This window comes from Arthrobacter sp. AB6 (assembly GCF_031844545.1).
Classification (GTDB): domain Bacteria; phylum Actinomycetota; class Actinomycetes; order Actinomycetales; family Micrococcaceae; genus Arthrobacter.
This window is the reverse complement of the sequence record NZ_JAUZVL010000020.1, coordinates 33,128-54,849: the sequence shown is the minus strand read 5'-3', so window position 1 is coordinate 54,849 and position 21,722 is coordinate 33,128. Positions and strand designations below refer to the sequence as shown.

Below are 21,722 nucleotides of genomic sequence, written 5' to 3'. Positions count from 1 at the left end.
TCTCTACTTGGACCAGGCGAGGTCGCTCAGCCGCCAGGAACGCTCGAGAGGATCCAGGACGAGGCCCTCGACCCTGTCGCTCACTACGGCGCTCTGCCGGTACCAGGCCACAGGGATCACGGGCAATTCGTTGTGCAGGATGTCGGTGACCGTGCGCCGGTTTTCCTCGCTGCTGCCGGCATCGGTGCCGGTGGACATGGCGTTCAGTGTCGAGGTCAGATCTGCATTGTTCCAGCCCATGGCGCCGTAGTCGGCGCCGCCGGGCCTGAAGTCCTCGGTGAGGGTTACCAGCGCGTCGGGCACAAGTGCGTAATTGCGCGAGTACAGTGCCAGTTCCAGCGAACCGTCCTTGTGTCCGGCGGGAATCTCGCTCGAATTCCCGACCTTAACGTCCAGGGCGATTCCCACCTCTTTCAGCTTCGCCTGGATGGCGGTTGCAAGCAGCGGCAGTTCCGGGCGGTCAGGGAAGGTGCGCAGGCTGACCGAGAACTTTTTCCCCTCGCGCTCAAGGATTCCGTCGGCTCCGGGGGCCCAGCCGGCCTCGGCCAGCAGCTTCTTCGCTTCGTCGGCGTCATGGGCCAGCGGCGTGACATCATCCTGGTGCCACTCCGGCAGCGAGGGCGGGAACAGCTGGCTGGCGGCCATTTCAGGGTCTCGAAGCAGCGCAGTTGCCATCGCTTCGCGGTCCAGGGCCAGACTCAGGGCTTGACGCACGCGGGAATCACCCAGGAATTCGTGTGCGGCGTTTACCTTCATCAGGATGGTCCTGGGAAGAGTTACCGCCGCGATATCCAGTTTGCCGGCCTGCTTGATCCGCTGCAGGCTGGTCGGGTCCATCCCAAACGTGACGTCGGCCTGTCCGCTTTCGGCTAGCAGCGCACGGCTCTCGGCCCTGCCCACCGCCTGGTAGTGGACCTCCGCAATCTCCGACTTTTCGTCCTGCCACTGCTCAGAGGCAGCCAGTTCGATGGTGGCCGGCTGCTCCAGCCGCGTCACCTTGTAGGGACCGGAGCCCACTACCTCGGTGACTGACCGGTCGGCAGCGTACGAGCTGGGGGCAAGAATCTGTGTGCTGGTGTGGCCAAAGACGGCGGGCAGCGGGGCGTACGGCTCCATCAGGTCTACCCGGACTGCCCCATCCTCGGCCGTGATGGACTTGACCGGAACCGTTGCAAGGGGGCTTGCCGCCTTGGTCCGTGCGGTCTCCAACGCGCCGACAACGGAATCAGCTGTGACCGCGGTCCCGTCATGGAAAGTGGCACCCTCGCGTAGCGTGAATCGCCAGGAAAGATTATCCGGAGAGGCCTCCCAAGCCGTGGCCAGCCCAGGCTGCAGCGCCCCCTGATTGTCTGCATCCACCAGGGTCTCAGCCACCTGCAGGCGGGTGAAGAATCCTCCGCTGGTGGAGGGGTCAAGGCTGTGAAGCTCAAACTGCCCAACTACCTTCAGCGGCTGCTGAGCAGCCTGGTTCTTTGCCGGGTTTTCCCCGGCGCATCCGGCCATCATCAATACGGTGGCAGCTGACGCCCCGGCCATTCTTATCCTGCGCCCAAGCATGGGTCTGCTCCTTTTTAGTTGCCAAGTTTTAGTTCCCACGCGCTATTCTAGTTGCGAGTGATTATCATTACCAAAACTGGTGTTACTTGTTTAGGTCTGCCCAGGGGCAGCGGGTGAAGAAATCTCCGGGGGGCGCTACCAACCAAGACGAGCCTTGGTTGGCTGTGACTTCCTGAACGTGCTCATGGATGGCGAACCTCATAGATATCTTGGCGCCTCCGAACCGCAGTCTTTCGACCGCGTCGAACAACCTTCGATGACGTCCGAAAACTTCTGTGCTGCATAATTCCAGCCCAACTAGGGCGCTGATTGGAGTGGTCAGCGCTTGTCGTCCCGCGCTTCGCCGGCCCACGGGCCCGACGCGATAACTGCTTCACCCTGACGGATCAGTCTCATCTCCGACCGCGAGGACGGGCTGGGGGTGATGCCCGGCGGGGTCTGTCAGTACACGCCAACCCCTAATCTCCGGGCATTTCTCCCGGTGGGCAACAGGGAGGGGAAGTTCGGCTTCTCTGGCGGTCACTCCAGGATGCCGCTGCCGGGAAAGCTGCATGTTTATTGCACAATGCCGAAACCTGCGGCAGCGTAGATTCCGTCGATGACCTTCATGTTGGAAAGGCTGTCGGAGCCCTCAGTGAGCAGCTCCTGGCCCGACTTAAGACCATGGACTACGGCCTCCAGTTGATGGTCGTAGGTCTCAAGGCCACGTACGGTCCACGTACGGTCCAGCCCGTTATGGCTCTGGGTGACGGAGTGTCCTTTGGAAGGAAAGACCAGATTCTTGACGACGAGTTTCCCTTCTGTACCGACCACTTCGAGGGATGAGTTCAGGTGGCCGGGCTCTTCCAGCATTGCTGATGTGATGAGCGCTTTTGCTCCTGAGGGAAACTGGAGGTCGGCCGTTACGCTCAGGTCCGCGCCAAGGGGATTGAGCGTCCCGCTGGCTCGGACTACCTTTGGTTCTTCGCCCATAAATGCCCGCACCCAGTGAACCGGGTAGCAGCCGAGGTCCATCAGCGGTCCGCCTCCCAGTCTCGGGTCGTGTCGCAGCGACGCGGGATCGAAAGGATTCGAGCTGGAAAAGTCTGCGCTCAGTGTCAAAACCTCGCCGAGCCCGCCGGAGGCCTTGACGGCATCGAGTTCCGCGCTGAGGGGGTGGTAGCGGTCATGAAAGGCTTCGATGAGGCGGCAACCTGTCGATTGCGCAGCCTCCAGCATTTTTGCAGCCTCATCCGCATTCATTGCGAAGGGCTTCTCGCAGAGCACGTGCTTTCCTGCCTCCAAGGCGGCGATCGACCACTTGGCGTGCTCGGAGGGTGGCAGCGCGTTATAGACCAAATCAATGCCGGGGTCGGACATCAAAGAGGAGTAATCGCCGTAAAAACGGTCAATCCGGTGGTGGTTTGCAAACTGGTGTGCAGACTCTGCACGGCGGGAGGCTACAGCGACGACCTCTACGTCAGTTCGCCGCCTGGCTGGCCGGATGACCGCCGCAGGCGCTATACCCGATGCGCCCAAAATTCCGATTCTTAACATTGCATGTCTCCTTGCTGGGGCGCCAGAACGGCAGTCTATTCGCGTCAAGTTGTACGAGCATCCCCATCATGCGAGCCGGTGCCTACCGGACACGGTGAAGCTGCATCTGCCACCCGCCCCGAGTTAGAGCAGCGGAAGGTCGAGGGGAACAACGGCGGCACTCGCGGCAGCAGCGGGCGTTGACCTCGATGCATTCAGCGTATATAGTTCAGGCCATAAACTAAAGCTGGTAGGGCGTTGCAGAAGGATATCGGCCAGGCCAGGCGGCCTCGCGGATGCCAGTGCCGTATCGGTGGGCGGCGAGAACAACACCCGGAGCTCGAGGCGTCCTGAAACCCATCAGCGAGGCCGGCGAGGAAATCCAGCTGAGGGTGCCGGAGAAATACTCATCCATGTGCCAACCCCGTACCCCCATCTAGGAGACATCATGAAGGTCCTCATCACTGGCGCTCATGGAAAGGTCGGTCGTGCCGCTACTCAGGCGATGATCGACGCCGGACACGAAGTACTCACCACCGATCTCACTCGTCCCGGCTTCGAGCGCAAGCCTGAAGGCACCCCGAAGTACACGATGGCCGACCTCACCGATGCAGGGGAAGCCTACGCCGTCGTCCGCGGAGCGGATGCCGTCGTACACGTCGCTGCAATCCCCGAACCGACGGGTAACCCGCCTCACGTCGTATTCCAGACCAATCTCATGGCGACCTTTAATGTCCTTGAGGCGGCCATACAATTTGGCGTGAAACGCTTCGTTTTCATCTCCAGTGAGACGGTCCCGGGGTTCTTCTTTCCCGAGCGCGGATTCCTCCCTGACTACGCACCCGTGGACGAGGAGCACCCGATCCGCCCGCAGGACCCCTACGCGCTCTCCAAGCACTTCGGCGAGCAGCTGATGGACGCCGCAATCGCCCGGTCCGACATCCAGTGCATCTCCATCAGGCCCAGCTGGGTCCAGTTCGAAGGCAACTACGAGAATAACCTCGGACCGCAGATCCGTGATGCATCGGTCCTCAGCCCCAACCTATGGAGCTACGTCGACGCCTACGACCTCGCCGATGCCATCGTCCTGGCCGCCGAGTCAGACCTACCCGGACATGAGGTCTTCTACATCGCTTCCCCTGAGAATGTAGGCGGGCACGACTTCGCTGAGGTCCTGAACAAGTACTACGGTGACACAATCGAACTGCGCGAACTACGCCGTACCGATGCTTCGGGGATCTCAAGCGCCAAATCCCAACGGATGCTGGGCTGGACGCCGAAGCGATCCTGGCGTGACTACCTCGATGCCGAAGGACATAAGCTCAACCAGTAACTAGAGGGAAAGAGCGGGAGCCTCTCCAGCCCTTTCCCTCTCGCAATGCGCTCATCAGCCCTGGGACTTTCTGGTGGCCGGTGTGGGCCCCTGCCGGGACTTTCTGAATAACGGCGGGTGGGGTCCGGTCTGATCCGAAAGGAGACGGCCGTGCCAGAGTCCACGACCGAGATGACAGGGGGCGATGATCGATCCTGTGACGGGAGAGATCATCGATCAGAAGGAGCTTGCGGAACGGTTGCTCGCGCAGGCCGGGGAACAGGGCGTGAGCCTGGTGGGCCCAAGTTTCATGGCCCGTCCTGACCATCCAAATGGCGGGGACTTACCAGGTGCAGTGTATGCCCGCCCGCGGGAAAGCAGGAGGGGGTAAACGGCCAGGGTGCGCCACTGACCACCGCACGCACGTCACCCGAACACACAGGAGAACGATGCAGCACTGGCGGCACCCATTTACGCGCAGTCGCGCAGCACGTGCGCTCGCCAGGATCCCATCCTGGGCCTATTCGTGGGCGAGTGCTTTCGTGGCCAGCACATCGTTCATGCGCTGGGTCAGATTCCGGACGCTGCAGGGCTTGCCGAGCAGGTCGTCTATCCCGGCGGTACGGTATTGGTCTGTGACTATCTGGGGTTGGGCGGTGAGCATGAAAATGTGGGCGGTGCTGGTTTCCCTGATACGCCGGGCTACTTCCAGTCCGTCAATATCCGGCAGTTCGTAATCCAAAATGATCACGTCGGGATGATACTCGCCCACGGACGTGATGCCCGACAATCCGTCCTCGGCCAGATGAACGGCGGTACCTGCCCATGGGCAGACACGCAGGAGCAGTTTCCGGATGTCTTGGTCGTCTTCTATGAGCGAAACGGGACTACATCGCTGCTGGCGCCGTTGAGGTAACCGCAGGATGAAGAAGGCCCACCGGTGGGGGACCGATGGGCCTTCCTCAACTGAGGCCACCCGCCCCGGATGCTGTCATCGACCGGAACCTTGGCGAAACCTCGACACACTTCTGCAAGAGGGCTGGAACCTCATAGCCCCATGCAGTAGCAAGTTCTGATGCACGTCAGGAAAACACAACTGGACGTCAACTGCTCAGCGGACCTTCGCCTTAGTCACGGTGATCGTGATGGCGTCCGTGACGGCGTCGGGGCTGACACCGTTGGTGGCGGTCACCCTGAACGTGAACTTGCCGGCCTTGGTTGGGGTTCCGGACAGGACTCCGGTGGTGGGGTTCAGGGTTAGGCCTGCAGGCAGTGCACCGGAAACCTCGAAGGTTGGAGCCGGGGTACCCGTAGCGGCGAACGTGTAGCTGTAGGCGGTCCGCGTGTTCGCCTTGGTCGGTGGCGTGGCGGCGGTGAACACCGGTGGTGCCGCGTTCACGGTGATGACGGACACCGTGTTGGAGAAGGTGTTGACGACATAAACTCTCGACCCGTCCGGGGCGACTGCAACACTGCCCGAGCCCCGCTCGACCGGCACCGTGGAGGTCACCGTGCCGGATGCCACGTCGATGACTGACACCGTCTCATCAGAGTTGGCGACGTAGACAGCCGACCCGTCCGGGGTGACCGCAACACCGACCGGGCTCAACCCAACCTGGATCGTGGAGGTCTCCGCACCGGATGCCACGTCGATGACCGACACCGTGGAGCTCTCGTTGTTGCTGACGTAGGCTGTGGACCCATCCGGGGTGAACGCAATACCGGCCGGAGACGGCCCCACGTTGATCGTGTCGGTCATCGTTCCCGAGGCGACATCAATGACCGATACCGTGTTGTAGTCCTGCCCGTTGGTGACGTAGGCCGTCGACCCGTCCGGGGTGAACGCAACGGCGCCTGGATACGGCCCTGCCGCGATTGCGGTCGTCATCGTGCCCGACGCCACATCAATGACCGACACCGTGTTGGTGTCGCCGCTGGTGACATAAGCGATCGATCCATCCGGGGCGAATGCAAGGGTGAGCGGCAGGGACCCGACAGGGATGCTGGACGTCATTGTCCCCGACGCCACATCAATGACGGACACCGTGTCGGACCCGGTGCTGGTGACGTATGCCGTTGACCCGTCCGGGGTGAACGCAACATCGATGGGGAACGGCCCTACCGCGATTGAAGAGGTTATCGTTCCCGAGGCGACATCAATGACGGACACTGTGTCGGAATCGGTGTTGGTGACGTACGCTATGGACCCGTCCGGGGTAAACGCAACGTTACTGGGGTTTGGGCCGACCTGGATCGTGGAGGTCGCCGTGGCGGCAGCAATTGCCGGGACATTGCCCGCCAGCATGAGGGCCGCCAGGAAGGTACCGATCATGGCCGCACGCCGGCCGCGAAGGCGGGCAGCGCACGATCGCCGCGCGGAAAGGCGTTTTCCGGAGTGCTGTGTTTTGTTGGCTTGGGACGAAGGCCGATCCAGGTATGGCCGGGACAATGTATTTGATAGCTGCATTCTGGTTCCCCCTACGAATGGAAAGCGAATTCTGTTGTGGCGCGTTTTTTGCGGCCTTCGGAAGATCACCTGCCGTCGTTGACGGACGGAAATCGTCTCGGCGCAGCACTGCGCCAAGAACAACGGGTGCCGGCAGGCCCCCTCATAACGACTCGCCGAAACAACGGCTCAAGCCGGAGCTTATCGACCCGGTGAACCTGCCGTCACCATTAGCCGGTACCTGTCTTTTGCGTTGGAGCTACCTGTTTATTGCGCACGAGAAATTGGGCGGCTTGCCACTAATGGAAATTCTCAAGCACGGTGCATGACGATCACGAATCGAGTTCCTTACCCGTTCCTTTCTCATACGTATTCAGCGTGTTCACCTTTTTATATACAGCCCGGCGGTCAGGTCTTGGTCAGCATCTGGATTTGGGGGTGCACCATTCGAAAGCACATTGGCCGCATGCTCAAGCGGGGCGACAATTAGCGATGCCCGCGATCGGACGAGCAGTCTCAGCCGCGGTGCTGCTCGTCGTTGGGGCAGGACTGGCGCTGCTCGCTGTGCTGGCTCTGGGGCAGCGGCCTCAGGCGCAATTCCAGTCGACTCCGCAGTGCATGATCGAGGGCACGGACGAGCCCATGGCCAGCGCAGATCGTGAGTCCCAGCAGGTGTAATTTCAGGGGTGGCGGCGGCTGTACCCGCTGGTTTGTCCTCTCGGCAGACGCCGTTGTGTTGCAGCACTATCGGGCAGTCCTGCCAGCCGCCGGCTGGGAAGTGGTCGAGGATGACGGGCGCCGCCTGGGGGCCCAGCGTGATGGCCTGGCGTTAGAGGCGATGCCCTGCCTTGGAGGCGGTCTGTTTGGGCCGGAAGCGAGGGAAACCGCGCGTTCGGACAGGGAACGGTTATCCCTCCGGGTTCAGTCATATGTGCTTCACACCACTGAAAACGACGACAACCAACTGAAACTCCCCCCAGCTCCGACACTCCTGCTCGGCACATAGCAAGGCAGGGGAGCGAACGCGCATGAGCGTGCCTGGGACAACGCTCAGTCCCGTTATGCCATATCCTTTGCGGCCCCGGGCCTCGATCGTCGGCCCTGCGAGCTTCACACCTCCGCGGCAGGAACATCGGGAAACCCGTTCCATACCTTGCGGACTCAGCTTGGCCTTCGGGCCCGTGGGGCCGGGTGGCCCCGCGGCGTCTGTCTCGCCGTCGCGGATCGCTGTAGGCACCACGCGTCCTTAAACCCAGGGGCCCTGGCGGCACGGTCACGTGGTGCCGTGCCGCCAGGTAGGGCCGGTGTTACTGAGCCCGTTTAGCCCTTTGGGACTCCCGGCTGAATGTCAGGCGTGGAGTGCTGCCTGAGTTGTTGCGCCCGCGACGGCCACCGTTGAGCCGCTTTGGGCGGACTCGATGCATGCAAGTGCGATGGCAAGGGCGCGGCGGGCGTCCGGGAGCCCTGGCGTGAGCGGAATGCCGGAGTCCGGGGCGGCTTCGCCGTCACGGCGGCTGCGGACGTGCTCTGCGAAGTCAGCCAATTCGTCACGGTAAGCGTCAGCGAACAGTTCGATGTTCAGACGGGGGGTCTGAGCGGAGAGGCCGTCCGCTCCGTAGCGCACGGCGGCCGTTTCGGTGGCCCGGCCGGCTTGGACCATTCCGAGGGAGCCGTAAACCTCGCCGCGTACGTCGTAGCCGTAGAGAGCGGAGAAGTTCGCCTCGGCGACAGCGATCGCGCCGTTGCTGTAACGGATCGTGACGACAGCCGTGTCGAGGAACCCTGCGTCTTTGAAGGAGGGTTCGACGAGAGCGTCTGCGGTGACATGGACGCTCACGGGCTCTGCTGTGGGGTTGTACCAGTTGAGCGCATCAAAGTCGTGGATCAGGGTTTCGAGGAAGATGGTCCACTGGGGGATCCGTGCCGCGTGCGGGATGCTTCCGTTGCCGGGGTCACGGGTGACCGAGCGCAGCAACTGCGGGGTACCCACGGTGCCGGCTTCGATGTCACGGCGGCTAGCCAGGAAGTCGGCGGCGTAGCGGCGGTTGAAGCCGATTTGCCAGTGGACGCCCGCTGCGGCGACGGCGTCCTCTACCTGGGCCAGTTCCTCTAGGGTGAGCGCTCCGGGCTTTTCGCAGAAAACGTGCTTGCCGGCGCGGGCAGCGTCGATTGACAGCTGGGCGTGGAAGCGCGCCGGTCCCGCGATGACGACGGCGTCGATGTCGGGATCTGCCAGCAGGTCGGCTGGGTCCGTGGTCACGTTGGAAACGCCGAGCTCGGCGGCGAGTTTTGTAGCGGGTTCAACCGCGGGGTCCGCGATCGCCGCCAAGGCTGCTCCGGGGATCTTCTCGGCCAAGCTGCGGGCATGGTAGGCGCCCATCCAGCCGGCGCCGATGAGGCCAACCTGGACCGGCCGTGGCCGCGCTGATTCGACAGTGAAGTAGGTCATTGGGGTGTCCTTTCAAGAGTGTTGGCTGGTTGATCCAGCCTTTTCTGGTCTGTGGTGCCAGGGGCAGTGCCGGGCGCCCAACGGAGTAGGCACGGAAGGCGGAGTAGGCACGGAAGGCGGCCGATGAGCAGCCGCCCGCGTGGTCAGAGGGAGAGTTCCACGCCGGAGCCGGCAAAGGCCCGACGGAAGGCTTCCAGGGCGACGAGGGAGTCAGCTTTCGCCCAGCCCTCCAGCGCGACGACTCCGGTGTAGCCGAGGGCTCCGAGCGCACGGGAAATTGCCGGGTAGGCGATCTCGCCAGTGCCTGGCTCGAAACGGCCTGGCACATCCGCGACTTGAATCTCTCCTATCAGAGGCAGTGCGCGGGTAACGAGGTCGATCAGGTTACCTTCACCGATCTGGGCGTGATACAGGTCCAGATTCAACCGCAGGTAGGGGCTATCCACGGCTTCGACAAGCGCAATGGTTTCCGCTGCCTTGGCAAACGGCGTTCCAGGGTGATCCACGGCCGTGTTCAGGTTTTCGAGGGTGAAAACGCGGTTTTGCTTTTCGCCGAGCTCCGCGATCCGCTTGAGCGTATCGGTTGCGCGGATCCAGTCCGGTCCGCTGGTCGATTCGACCGGCTTAACGGGAAGGCCTTTGCCGTCGAGTCCGGTACCGTGCAGATTTAGACGGGGACTGTCCAGGACCTCCGCCGCCTGCAGCGACTGCTCTGCCGTCCGGACCAACTCATCGGCCCCCTCTTTGTCGACAAGGTCGCCGCTGATGTAACCGGTCATCGACGAAAAAGTCGCACCAGAGGCGGCTAACGCTTTCAGGTCCTTCGCGGTCCAGTCCCAGATTTCCACTTGGAAACCCAGGGAGTCGATCTTCCTTACCCTTTCCAGGAAGGGCAGATCAGTGAACAACATTTCCGCCGAAGCGGCCAGCGTGATCCCGTTGGGGTTGAGCGCCACGCTCATGCGATACCTCCATTGCTACCGGCCGCCAGAGGTCATCTTTTGACCGCGGACCTGCCTCGTCAACAAACACTAGCACGTGCTAATTGTCACGTGCTAGTGTGGTGCAAAACTCATTGTCAGGACAAAGGAGTCTGTTGTGTCCACTATCGACCACACGTCGACAACCAGCGGATTGCGCTCGGCGCTCCCGCCCCTCACGCCCGGCCCGTACCGTAAGCGGCTGGGCCTAGTAGCCCTTATCGCGACGTTCGGGGGCTTGCTCTTCGGTTACGACACGAGCGTACTCAACGGGGCCCTTCACCCGATGAGCATTGAGCTCAACCTCAACGCCTTCACTGAGGGAGTCGTAACGAGTTCACTGTTGTTCGCCGCCGCGGCCGGAGCCGTCAGCGGCGGTCGGCTTTCCGATGCCTGGGGCCGGCGCAGGGCGATCCTGCTGCTTTCATCCCTGTTCTTCGTCGGCGGCCTGGTCTGTGTCTTTGCACCGGACTTCACGGTCATGGTGATCGGCCGCGCCATCCTGGGCTTGGCCGTGGGCGGCGCGTCGACCGTCGTGCCCGTCTACCTGGCCGAACTCGCACCCTACGAGATCCGCGGCTCACTTGCCGGACGCAACGAGCTGATGATCGTAACCGCCCAGCTTGCCGCCTTCATCATCAACGCCATCATCGGCAATACCTGGGGAGAGGTCCCCGGTATCTGGCGCGTCATGTTGTCCATCGAAGTCATTCCCGCCACGGCGCTGTTTATTGGCATGCTGCGCGTGCCCGAGTCACCGCGCTGGCTGGTGGAAAAGGGGCGCCACCGGGAAGCACTTAAGGTGCTCCAGGCGCTGCGTCCCGCCGGCCGTGCCGAAGCTGAAATCGCAGAAATTGAATTCCTTGCCAAAAAGGAAAGCGAGCAGTTTCAGTTCAACTGGCGTGGCATCCTGTCCAACAAATGGCTCCTTCGGATTCTGCTCATCGGCATCGGCCTGGGCGTATTCCAACAGCTGACGGGCATCAATTCCATCCTGTACTACGGGCAGACCGTACTCATCGACGCCGGGTTCTCGGCGAACGCAGCCCTTGTCGCGAACGTCGCCCCGGGCGTAATCGCAGTGGTCACCGCAGTCATTGCCCTTCGCATGATCGACCGCTTCAGCCGCCGCAAGACGTTCATCCTTGGCTATGCCCTCACGGCACTCTGCCACGTCCTCATCGGCACCGCCTCCCTGCTGCTGCCCGCAGGTAACCCTGCCCGTCCGTTCGTCCTCCTCTTCCTGATCGTCGCCTTCGTGGGCTCGATGTCGCTGTTCCTGAACGTCGCCACGTGGGTGACTCTGTCTGAGATCTTCCCGCTGCGGATGCGCGCCTTCGGGATGGGCGCATCTGTGTTCATGCTCTGGATCACAAACGCATTCCTGGGCCTGTACTTCCCGACGATTATCGGCGCCATAGGCATCTCCGGTTCCTTCTACTTTTTTGCAGCCCTCAACGCGGTCGCCCTCGTGTTCGTGTACAGGCAGGTACCTGAGACCCGTGGCCGCAGCCTCGAGAAGCTCGAAGAAGACGTTATGACCGGCGCAATCTACAAAGTCGACGCCAAGAACGCACGTTGACACGCAAGCATCAAGACATCAGGAGGCTCCCATGAGCGACACCAAAAGCACCATACACATCGGAACAGCTCCCGATTCCTGGGGCGTCTGGTACCCAAACGACCCGCAGCAGCCTCCATGGGAAAGATTCCTCAACGAAGCACGCGATGCCGGCTACGAGTGGATTGAACTCGGTCCCTACGGCTATTTGCCCACCGATCCGAACCAGCTTGCCGACGAACTTGGTTCCAGGGGGCTCCATCTGTCTGCCGGAACGATGTTCACATCCTTCCACCGTGGCACCGGGGAAGCCTGGAAGACGGCGTGGGAAGAGGTCCAGCAGATCGGCAAGCTCATCTCGGCGCTGGGGGCAGAACATGTAGTGGTGCTGCCAGAGATGTGGGGTGAACCCGAGTTCCAGAACCCCGTTCTCCGGACGCCAGGAGTAGAACAATGGGACCACCTTCGCGAACTTCACAACCAGCTGGGACGTGCCCTCCGCGAGGAATTCGGGCTCAGCCAGCAGTTCCACTCGCACGCCGAGAGCCAGATCGGCACCACCCGCGAGCTGGAGCGGTTCATCGCAGAAACCGATCCCGAATTCGTGGGCATCTGCCTGGACACCGGCCACTATGCCTACTACGGCGGCGACAGCGTTCGGCTGATCCGAAACCACCCTGAACGGATCGGATACCTGCACCTAAAGCAGGTGGACCAAAACCTGATCTTCGACGTGCTGAAGAACGGAACTACCTTCGCCGACGCCGTCCCGCAGGGAATCATGACCGAGCCTCCAAACGGCATTCCGGACTTCGGGCCGGTCCTTGAAGCTGTCGCGGAGCTGGGCAGGGACATCTTTGCCGTGGTCGAGCAGGACATGTACCCGCTGCCCTCGCTGGAAACACCCCTGCCCATTGCCGAGCGAACCCGGAAGCACATCATCTCCTGCTCCAACCTGGCACTCCGTCGATAGATGACGTTTTCGGCAAGGTGCAGCCAAAGCCGCCGGCCCCGTGTACGCAACAGCTGCGGGCAGCAGGTCCACTCTGTCAGGGCCCTTCCAATGAGCCGGAAAAGTTCCCGCAGGGACCAGTTTCGAAGCCCCCGCTCTTTCGACCCCCGGTCGGATTTGGGTCTAAAGGGCCCTCCCACGGGGAGGGCCACTGCTGGTACGCACAACAAGGTGTGGCGTTTCTTTGTGTTCCAGCCAAGGGGCCGAGGGGTCTTCGAGCCGCCGAACCATAGCCGCTGTGGCACGGTCGGTGAGGTCACGAGGTTTGAATCCAACCGTGGTGAGCTGCACGTACGGCAGGCTTGAGAGGGTGCTGTCATCAAAGCCAACCACCGAGATGTCCTCCGGAACCCGGAGCCCGCGTCGCACAAGGGTTCCCAGGACTCCCATGGCACTGCGGTCATTTGCGGCCATAATCGCCGTCGGGAGAGGTTTTCGGTTGAGTATTTCAACCGCCGCCCTGGAGCCGCCCTCCTCCGAGTAGTCGCCTCCAACCACATCCATGTGATGTCCAAGGCCGGCACCAGACATCGCTTGCTCATAGGCGCTGCGGCGAACGGCGCTCCCCGGCCCCTCACCTCCGCTCACGTAAGCAATCCTGGTGTGCCCCAGCCCGATGAGGTGCTCCACCAGCATCCTCGTACCTGCGGCATCATCAACCCGCAGATCGTCATGGGATTCCACGCTCCGGGGACCACCAACCATGATGACCGGAATGTTCGCCGGAAGATCCGACACATGGCTGCCACCTCCTTCGGCTGCCAGGACAAAAAGTGCCTCGATTCGTTGACCCAGCAGCTCGGCAACGACTTTCGACGCGCTCCGTTCCTTCGACAAGGGACCCAAAATAAGCGAGAAACCGTGCTTCTCCGCCGACCCAAAGAGAGCTTCAACCAAATCAACCTCGAACGGCTGGTGCATGGTGAAGAGTACGCCTAAGCGGAAAGTCCGCCGACCGCGCAGAGCCCGGGCGGAGGCATCGGGATAATAGCCGATCTCCTTCGCGGCAGCGAGAACTTTCGCGCGGGTCTCTTCACTTGCCCCCGGAAGGTCACGAAGGACGAGTGAGACCAGCTGCCGGGATACCCCTACATGCTCGGCGAGGGTCTTCATTGTGGGCCGCTCAACGACCCCGGCGTTCCGCGCCCTGGAGGTACCCTCAGGTTGCTCTGTCTGGACGTTCACTTTCACTCCGTGACTCGATCGATTGCTTCCCGCTCCGACTACCTTAGTGAAAATCACGCCCCCGATTCCGGTATTGGTGTCCCCGGCGATCCCATCTGCTGCGCTGCCTCCGCCCACGCCACCGGCGCCCGTGCCGAGCAAACTCAAAAAACTACAAAAACGCCATCAAGGGCTGCTGGAGCTCCGTCGAGGGCAGGCCCGGGCGTTGCCGTTCCCGGCAGCAACTTAATCTTGACACTAGCACGTGCCAATTTTTTTGAACCAACCCTAGTCAGCCGGTTCTAGCCCGTGCTGGTCGCGGCATGATTCCCGGAACGGTTCATGAAGGTCTTCATGCCGGACGTTCTCGAAAGACGCATTTGCCCTTTCCCTGCCAAGTGGGTGTGGACGGTGTCCACACTTATGTCTGCTTTATCGGAGGGACAAAGCATCCCCATCAAGGTTCCCCAGAGCTTCTGCTGGCTTCAGTTGGGCTGGCCGCGTACTGGCCAGTACCAGAAAGTGATGACTTGAAATCAAGGCGTGAAGCGCCGCAGTGTCTCATAGCGGCGGAGGCAGGAACTCCTTTGCAGGCCTTGCGGAACTGATCTCTTCTGGGTGAAACTCATGAGGCGGTGATGTATTGAGTCATTTCTGATCGCAAAGACAAATCAGTGGGAGGGGACGCAATGGTGCGTCCCCGTGTCAGCAGGGGCAACGACGCCTCGCCGAGGATCCCGCAGACCGGGAGGAGCGCTTTGGCCGGAATGTTTGAACTATTTATTGATTCAGAGGCCTCGTTCAGATTTCGTTTAACAGCACCGGATGGCACTGTCATGGCCGTGTCCAAGGCCTTTGATAACAAGAGCGCCGCCGTTGCCGGTATCGCCGCCGTTCGGGAGTATGCAGGCATGGGATTAGTCAGTGACCTCTCTACGGCGGACACAAGGCAGGCGCCGTCAGAGACAAATGATCTCTCAGCTGTTCACGCCACCAGGTTCGGGCGCATTCCAGTAACCGACCTTCATCTGAACGCCAAACCAAGACCGCGCGCCGGTTTCAGTCCAGCCCGCCGGGCCCCTTGGACCCGCATCACATAGCTTCCAGGAATCTGAGTCGGTCTGTGCATACTTGTGCAGGCACGGAGTGCTGGACCCTATTCTGACGGCGTTCGCGTGGTTTCCTGACGTCCGGTTGGGTTGTACCCCGGCTGTCGTCAGTTCAGCCTTGCTTGACTGGTCGCCGGTACACACGCAGTCCGTCGTTGTGCAGGAACAGTGCCCGGCCCTGTCCGCCGTCCTGCTGAAGCCAGAGCATGCTGCCGTCGATGGCGAGCATGTCTATGCGTCCTGTCGCTATGACTCGTCCGTGATTGTGGATCTCTACTTCGTCGGTCCGCGCAAGTGTTGACCAATTGGCAATGGGTCCGGGCGTCAGGAAGCCGGTGTGGGGTTTGAGCGTGCGGGAGCTGGCGTTCATCTCGGTTGTCCTTGATCTCTAGGCGGGCGGTTCGTTGTTCCGAGGCGGATATGGGAGGAGGCAGGGCAACCATTTGGTCACCCTGCCTCCGTTTGCATGCCGCCCTGTCCTCGCGCCCGTCCGTCGGGCTACCTGTTGCGATGGAGTGCGGGAACGGCAGCATGCTTGCCGGACAATGTGTTCCGGCAGTCAAGTAGCGCCGGGTCAGAGTTTGTCGGCCCGAACTGCGAGTACCGGGCAGGTCGCGTCGAGCAGGATACGTTGGACGGTGCTTCCCAGGATGAGTTTGCCCACCATGGACCGGTGTCTCAGTCCAACGACGATCACTTCGACGTTGCGGTCCTGTGCGATCTGGATGACCGCGTCCCCTGGATCGGCCAGGATTGAGGATTCGATGATCAAGCCGAGACCGGATTCGGTCAGTTGGCTCTCCAATGCCCGCAGTTCCTGCTCGTCCAGGTCGTGGTGGCCCCGGCCGATGTTCACGATGAGCAGGTTTGACTTCCGCCGGTGGGCTTCGTTGATCCCCTCAGTTAGCGCCTCCCTGCCTTCGGGGGCGGATGCGTAGGCTACGAGTACCGTCATTTATTCATTTCTCCAATGGCTGTCGGGGTGTTCCGGTGCTAGACGAGGCTGTTAAGCCAGCCCTGCGGGAGGTCAATAGGCAGCAGCGAGGGCAGAGCCACTAGAACGATGTACAGGACGCCGGTGTAGATGATGGTCACCTTAAGCCGGGCCCTTGCGACTATCAGGAGGAAGGCCGGGATGAAGATCGTGACTGCAATCAGGTATCCGAACGCGGCCGTGAGAGCCAGGAAGCCCGTCATCCACAGGAAGGTCTTCAACGCGAACTTTGCGTCAAGAGTCCAGCCTGCCTTCGCGGGCTGTGTTTCACGGATGCCCTCTATCTCCTCGGCCAGGATCTCATCTGCCTTCGGGGTTCTGCCGCGAAGCCTTCTCCGGATCTCAACGAAGAGCAGGATGCCGGAGAAGACCAGGCCTCCGGTGCTCACCAGCTGGGGGACCAGCCTGGCCTCCGGTGAGAATGAAGCGGACGAGATTAGGGCGGCGGCGAAGGCGACGAAGAAGATGCCTGATGCTGCGAGGGACCAGGTTGAATTCTTCAGCGGTGCTTCGTCGTCCTCGGGCTGTTCGTCCCGGTGACCATCGTCAAGGTTGGTGTGTCGGCGGGCGCGGATGAATTTGATGAAGGCCCAGATCATCGGCAGGATCAGGATCGCCAGGAAGACCATGACGCCGGGGCGGGCCATCCAGTCGAATCCTTCGTAGAGGCTGTCGGTGAGGAAGTAGTAGCGTTCCAGCGGGATGGCCAGGACGAAACCTATCAGGAATGGTGCCCTGGGGAATCCTGTCGATTTCAGCAGCCAGCCGAAGACGCCAAGGATGATCATGATCCAGAGGTCGCCGAGCTGGCCGCCTTCCTGGAAGGAGCCCAGGAGCATGATGGCTACAAGGCCTGCTGCCAGGACGGCGAAGGGGACCTTGGTCAGTTTTGCGAGCTGTTTGACGCTGAGGAAGCAGAGCAGCGCGCCAAGGATCGAGGCAATCGCGAAGGACCAGACGATCAGGTACATCAGGTCGAGGTGTTCTGTGATGATCGAGGGGCCGGGCTGGATGCCGTATGTGAGGAGCATGCCCAGGAGCATCGCTGAGGGCACGCCGCCGGGGATGCCGAAGAGGAGGGTGGGGATCAGGTCGCCGGCTTCCACGGAGTTGTTGGCGCTTTCGGGGCCGACGATGCCGCGGGGGTCTCCCTTGCCGAACTGGCGCTTGTCTTTGGCGGTTGCGACGGCCTGGCCGTAGGCCATCCAGGTTCCGGCGGTGGCGCCGACGCCGGGCAGGACGCCTGCCCAGATACCGATGAGCGCTCCGCGGATGACCTGCGTCCAGTGAGTGAGCCATTCCCGGATGCCCTGGCCCCATCCGCCGCCGAGGCTGATGGTTTGCTTTTCGCCGCGACGCTGGCTGGCGCGGGATGCGATTTCGGCCAGACCGAAGATGCCCAGGGCAACAGCGACGAGGGAAAGGCCGTCCCCGAGGAAGAGGCTGCCGAAGGTGAAGCGTTCTTCTGCCGTGGTCGGTGAGGTTCCAACCATGCCCAGGATCAGGCCGAGGAGGCCGGCCGAGATGCCCTTGATGATGTTTCCCCGTGACAAGACTGCCGCTAAAGATACGCCGAGGACGGTCAGCATGAAGAGCTCGGGGCTGGCGAAGGACAGGACGAGGGGCCTGGCCAGCGGGATCGCCAGGGTCAGGCCGACTGCGCCGATGATGCCTCCGGCCATGGAGGAGAGGAACGCAAGGGTCAGGGCGCGTGCTGCCTGCCCTTTTTTGGCCATGGAGTAGCCGTCGAGCATGGTGACGCTGGCGGATGCTGAGCCTGGGGCGCCGAGCAGTACCGCAGAGACGGTGTCTGAGGTGTGGACGACGGCGAGGGCGCCGATGAGGAGCGCCAGAGCCTGGGGCGGTTCCATGCCGAAGGTGATGGGCAGCAGGATTGCGACGGCGCCGGTGCCGCCAAGTCCCGGGATGAGGCCCATGATCAGGCCGGCGACGGTGCCGATCAGGAGCATGATGAGCAGGGAGGGATCAGCGAGGGATGCCAGCGCTGCCATTGCGGAGTCAAGCATGATGGTCCTTATTCAACGTGGATGTTGTATTTGTCCGCGAGCAGCCCTGTGACATAGGACCGGACGGAACTGCTGACTTTGTAGGCGTCCCGGACGCGGTCGGCTACTCCGGGGTCCGCGACGAGGGGGTAACCGCCGAGTACCTTGGCTGCCTTTTCTTGGAAACCTGGGTCGGTGCCGAGCTTCTCGCTGGACTGGCGCAGCAGCTCGTAGGCGTTTTCCGGGGTCTCCTGGGGAACCCAGAGTCCCTTTTGGTAGGTATAGGTCAGCCCGAGCAGGGTCTTGTAGGCCTCGTACTTTTCACCTGACGGCTTCTTTCCGTGGAGCGTTTCGTAGGCTTCAGCAACCGTGGGCACGTCCGGGAAGTTGGGGTCGCGGATGACGTCTCCGGCCTCGTTCAGCTGGCCGAAAGACATCAGGACGACCGCTTTGCCTTCCTTGGCGATGCCGGCGACGGCTGAGCCGTAGGCTGAGGTCGTCTGGTAGTCCAGGTCGATTTCGCCGCGCTGTAGGGCAAGGTTGACCGGGCCTCGGCCTTCGAACCCGAAGGTGCTGGTGACATCCGCTTCGAGCAGGTCGAAGGCCACCAGGGTGGTGATGTCCAGGCCTGTGGCGCTGATCCCGCCGAATTCCAGCGGGGTGTCCCGGTTGACCAGATCCTGCAGGCCGGCGACGCCGGCTTCTGCGCGGGCGTAGATAACCCCGCCGGTGCCGTTGACGACGACGGGCTTGAGGTCTTCAAAGGAGTACTTCACGGCCGAGCGTCCCAAGACCCAGGGCACCACGGTAGAGGCTGTGCCGACCAGGATCTCGGTGCCGTCAGTCTTGGCGGAGCGGGCGAACCGGTTGGTGCCCAGAATGCCTTCGCCGCCGGCTTCGTTTACCGGTGCAAAACCAGGGCGGCCCGGAACGTAGTTGGTCAGCTCGGTTCCGATGAACCGGGCCCAAGTATCTGTTCCACCGCCTGAAGCCAAGGGAATCAGGAATTCGAGGGTTTCGCCGCTGAAATCGCCGTCTTCGGTGCTGGACGGCGGGTTGAGCAGGCTTCCACCCAGGACGGTGGTTGCCGTTCCCAGCAGTGCGAATGCGCCCACGGCTGCGAGGATAGTGCGCCGGGAATGCTTGGGCGGATCGGCCTGCTCGGTCTGTTCGGTCTGCACGATGGGGGTGTCCTCCGGGAGAAGTCCTGGTGGCTCCAAGGATGACTTATTGCTCGTCATTGAGGGTCCTTTTGTTGGTGCCTACCTCAATGCAACACCACGTGGGCACTGGTTGAGGGGGGCGGGTGTGGTTTGGTGCGCTTACCAGGTTTCTGGCAGCAGAAGTTCGGCGTCGGCGATGCGGCGGGCGCTTCGGAGGGTGCCGACGACGGGGGTGCCCAGGCGGCTTTCGGCCCATGTCTGGACGATGCCGGCGGGGGTTCGCATGGTGAGGCCGGATGTGGCGTCCTGGGAGATCAGGCCCCAGACCACAGTGCCTTCGTGCTGGGCCGCCATAGTCAGCGCGACGCTTCCGGTGACGGCCAGTGCGGGATGAAGCCGGCCCATGGAGAGCATCATCACGACGAGGTCAGCCTCTTCGCCCGCTGTTGCCTTGGCCACGAGCGCAAGCTTGGGTATGGCCCGCCGGGCCTCAGCGGGGGCGGATGCGAGTCCCATGCGGACAGCGGCGTCCCTGCGGACATCGTCCAGGTGCATGAGCAGTCCGGCCCGGGCGTCGATGTCAGCAGCGGTTTCGGTTCCGGTCAAGCCGACGGACTCGGCCTCGAGGATGATCAGGGGAGCGCCGGCGTCGATGAGCGTGGCTTCCACCTGCCGTCCGTCGAAGGTCACTTTGTCCAGCGGGTTCCCGGTTGGGAACAGCTTCCCGGTGGTTCTGCCGGCCGGATCAAGGAATCCCATTCCCACGGGCAACCCGGGGAACGGGACACCGGGAATGTCCTGTGTGCCGGCCTGCTGCAGCCTGCCCCCGGGTGTGGGAACCTTCTGCAGGATGAGCTGGTTGGTGTTCGTATTCAGGGCCCGGACGGACGTGCTTTCAGCACCGGCGGACACCCAGCCCCGTTCAATGGCGTACGGGGCGACAACGGCTGAGCAGTTGCCGCAGTTGCTGCCCCAGTCGACCTTCTGCTCGTCGATGCCTACCTGGGCGAAAGTGTAATCCACGTCCGCTTCATCGCTAAGCGACCGGGAGAGGATCACTGCCTTGCTCGTGGTGGAGGTTCCGCCGCCGACGCCATCGATCTGGCGGTTGTCGGGGCTGCCGAACAGACGCAGGAGCACCTCATCCACGCTTTTACCCGGAACCTGCAGGTTGTCCCATTCGAACACCCAGCACTTGCTGGTACCGCCTCGCATCCACGTCGCTGGGATCTTATACATCGTCGTCTCGCACCTTCCTCGGGGCTCTTCTCGACCCTTCCACGCCTCACTGGCCTACCTCAGTGTGAGGCGTACCGTAGATGAATTACAATCAACAGATTTTGCAGATCCAGGCAGTTTTACTTCAATCACTGGCCCTCTATTCCTGTTTGGATTGCAGTCCCAGCGCCGAAGGCTGGTGGCGCAGGCTTGGACCACCCTTGATCGAGCGTCAAAGATGAAGCGGTAGTATGGGATTGTGAGAGGGGTTGAAGGATTACTTCAAAGGAGGCCAGTGTGTTGAACGTCAGGAGACTGGAGTTGCTGCTGGACGTCGTGGAACTTGGTTCCATAACAGCTGCCGCGGAAAAGCACGTCTACTCACCGTCCGGTGTTTCCCAGCAGCTCCGACGTCTGGAAGCCGAAATTGGCCAGCCGCTGCTGCAGCGCCAAACCCGGGGAATGGTACCAACGGACGCCGGGCACGTTCTGGCGTCGCACACCCGCCGCATTCTTCGCCAGATGGCTGCGGCAGAGGCCGACCTGGCGGAGATCGCAGGGCTTAATCGCGGCAGCCTGACCATGGGCACCTTCCCTACGCTGGGTGGGTCGTTCCTTCCCCTGGTCATCAGCCGCTTCAAGAAGCAATACCCCGCGATTGAACTCCACGTCCGCAGCACACGGTTTGAAGAGCTGCTTGAAATGCTCGAAAACGGGCAGGTGGGAGTGTCCCTCTTATGGGACTACGAGTGGAACCGGATCAGTCCTGAAGACTTCGCGCTGACCACCGTCTTCGAAGACGCCACCGCGCTCATCGTAGGCAAGGACCATCGGCTGGCACGTCGGAAACAAGTGGACATGACCGATCTGGCCAACGAGGAATGGATTGTCCGGGGCGAGGAACACCCCGTCGTCGAAGTCCTCCAAAGGAGTTCCCGGGCCGCCGGGTTCACCCCGCGGATATCCTTCTACGCCAACGATTACCAGGAAGCCCAAGCCATGGTCAGCGTCGGACTGGGAATAGCCCTTGCGCCCCGGACCGCGGTAGTCAACAAGCACCCCGGGGTCAGCATCATTTCGCTGGGAACGAGCGCGCCCTCGCGCCGGATACTGCTGGCCCACCGGCACGACAGAGTGCGCGCTCCCGCGGAAATAGCCTTCCAATCCACACTGCTGGAGGTCGCCAAGGACGCAACGGCCGATTTTAGGTGAGAGTCGTTCGACCCCGGGGGTGGC

At 62.0% G+C, this 21,722-nt stretch carries 17 protein-coding genes; 5 read left to right on the top strand and 12 right to left on the bottom strand.

The genetic code is table 11. From position 1 onward, the window contains the following. Window positions 1-3: 3 nt before the first annotated feature. Window positions 4-1,536 carry an ABC transporter substrate-binding protein gene (locus Q9R30_RS14860; protein ID WP_311218041.1) on the bottom strand — a complete coding sequence of 511 codons (1,533 nt, stop codon included), beginning with the start codon at window positions 1,534-1,536 and terminating at the stop codon, window positions 4-6. A gap of 576 nt (window positions 1,537-2,112) precedes the next feature. Next, window positions 2,113-3,093, bottom strand: coding sequence for a Gfo/Idh/MocA family oxidoreductase (locus tag Q9R30_RS14855; RefSeq protein WP_311218040.1), 981 nt, complete (start codon window positions 3,091-3,093; stop codon window positions 2,113-2,115). Window positions 3,094-3,520: 427 nt separating this feature from the next. On the opposite strand from Q9R30_RS14855, the gene Q9R30_RS14850 reads away from it, so the two are divergent. Continuing rightward, window positions 3,521-4,405: an NAD(P)-dependent oxidoreductase gene (locus Q9R30_RS14850; RefSeq protein WP_311218039.1), complete on the top strand. Its 885-nt coding sequence runs from the start codon at window positions 3,521-3,523 to the stop codon at window positions 4,403-4,405. Window positions 4,406-4,904: 499 nt separating this feature from the next. Here Q9R30_RS14850 and Q9R30_RS14845 read toward each other — a convergent pair whose 3' ends face one another. The 4 genes from Q9R30_RS14845 to Q9R30_RS14830 form a co-directional block, all read right to left on the bottom strand. Further along, entirely contained in the window at window positions 4,905-5,360 is a 456-nt protein-coding gene (locus tag Q9R30_RS14845; protein WP_311218038.1) for a response regulator, read from the bottom strand. Between the two features lie 135 nt (window positions 5,361-5,495). After that, complete coding sequence (locus Q9R30_RS14840) at window positions 5,496-6,716, bottom strand: beta-propeller fold lactonase family protein (protein WP_311218037.1); 1,221 nt, start codon at window positions 6,714-6,716, stop codon at window positions 5,496-5,498. A gap of 1,462 nt (window positions 6,717-8,178) precedes the next feature. Beyond that, on the bottom strand, window positions 8,179-9,279 hold the full coding sequence (locus Q9R30_RS14835; RefSeq protein ID WP_311218036.1) for a Gfo/Idh/MocA family oxidoreductase: 1,101 nt from the start codon (window positions 9,277-9,279) through the stop codon (window positions 8,179-8,181). 143 nt (window positions 9,280-9,422) lie between these two features. Further along, entirely contained in the window at window positions 9,423-10,241 is an 819-nt protein-coding gene (locus Q9R30_RS14830; protein WP_311218035.1) for a TIM barrel protein, read from the bottom strand. A 136-nt stretch (window positions 10,242-10,377) separates the two neighbouring features. Between Q9R30_RS14830 and Q9R30_RS14825 the strand changes: the two genes are divergently transcribed. After that, window positions 10,378-11,841: a sugar porter family MFS transporter gene (locus tag Q9R30_RS14825; protein WP_311218034.1), complete on the top strand. Its 1,464-nt coding sequence runs from the start codon at window positions 10,378-10,380 to the stop codon at window positions 11,839-11,841. A gap of 31 nt (window positions 11,842-11,872) precedes the next feature. Continuing rightward, entirely contained in the window at window positions 11,873-12,793 is a 921-nt protein-coding gene (locus Q9R30_RS14820; protein ID WP_311218033.1) for a sugar phosphate isomerase/epimerase, read from the top strand. Between the two features lie 162 nt (window positions 12,794-12,955). On the opposite strand, the gene Q9R30_RS14815 is transcribed toward Q9R30_RS14820, so the two are convergent. After that, window positions 12,956-13,945: a LacI family DNA-binding transcriptional regulator gene (locus Q9R30_RS14815; RefSeq protein ID WP_311218032.1), complete on the bottom strand. Its 990-nt coding sequence runs from the start codon at window positions 13,943-13,945 to the stop codon at window positions 12,956-12,958. Window positions 13,946-14,685: 740 nt separating this feature from the next. On the opposite strand from Q9R30_RS14815, the gene Q9R30_RS19375 reads away from it, so the two are divergent. Further along, on the top strand, window positions 14,686-15,096 hold the full coding sequence (locus tag Q9R30_RS19375; RefSeq protein ID WP_396136733.1) for a YegP family protein: 411 nt from the start codon (window positions 14,686-14,688) through the stop codon (window positions 15,094-15,096). A 121-nt stretch (window positions 15,097-15,217) separates the two neighbouring features. On the opposite strand, the gene Q9R30_RS14805 is transcribed toward Q9R30_RS19375, so the two are convergent. From Q9R30_RS14805 to Q9R30_RS14785, 5 genes are all read right to left on the bottom strand, one after another. Next, entirely contained in the window at window positions 15,218-15,475 is a 258-nt protein-coding gene (locus tag Q9R30_RS14805; RefSeq protein ID WP_104997847.1) for a hypothetical protein, read from the bottom strand. A 204-nt stretch (window positions 15,476-15,679) separates the two neighbouring features. Then, a complete protein-coding gene (locus Q9R30_RS14800) occupies window positions 15,680-16,060 on the bottom strand; it encodes a universal stress protein (protein ID WP_311218031.1) in 381 nt (126 codons plus the stop codon). A 38-nt stretch (window positions 16,061-16,098) separates the two neighbouring features. Continuing rightward, complete coding sequence (locus tag Q9R30_RS14795) at window positions 16,099-18,126, bottom strand: tripartite tricarboxylate transporter permease (protein WP_311218030.1); 2,028 nt, start codon at window positions 18,124-18,126, stop codon at window positions 16,099-16,101. A gap of 8 nt (window positions 18,127-18,134) precedes the next feature. Continuing rightward, window positions 18,135-19,346 carry a tripartite tricarboxylate transporter substrate binding protein gene (locus Q9R30_RS14790; RefSeq protein ID WP_104997850.1) on the bottom strand — a complete coding sequence of 404 codons (1,212 nt, stop codon included), beginning with the start codon at window positions 19,344-19,346 and terminating at the stop codon, window positions 18,135-18,137. Window positions 19,347-19,427: 81 nt separating this feature from the next. Further along, window positions 19,428-20,507: a PrpF domain-containing protein gene (locus tag Q9R30_RS14785; RefSeq protein ID WP_104997851.1), complete on the bottom strand. Its 1,080-nt coding sequence runs from the start codon at window positions 20,505-20,507 to the stop codon at window positions 19,428-19,430. Between the two features lie 276 nt (window positions 20,508-20,783). Between Q9R30_RS14785 and Q9R30_RS14780 the strand changes: the two genes are divergently transcribed. After that, the gene (locus Q9R30_RS14780; RefSeq protein WP_104997852.1) at window positions 20,784-21,698 is read left to right on the top strand and encodes a LysR family transcriptional regulator; all 915 of its coding nucleotides are present in this window, start codon (window positions 20,784-20,786) and stop codon (window positions 21,696-21,698) included. The last annotated feature ends 24 nt before the right edge of the window (window positions 21,699-21,722 follow it).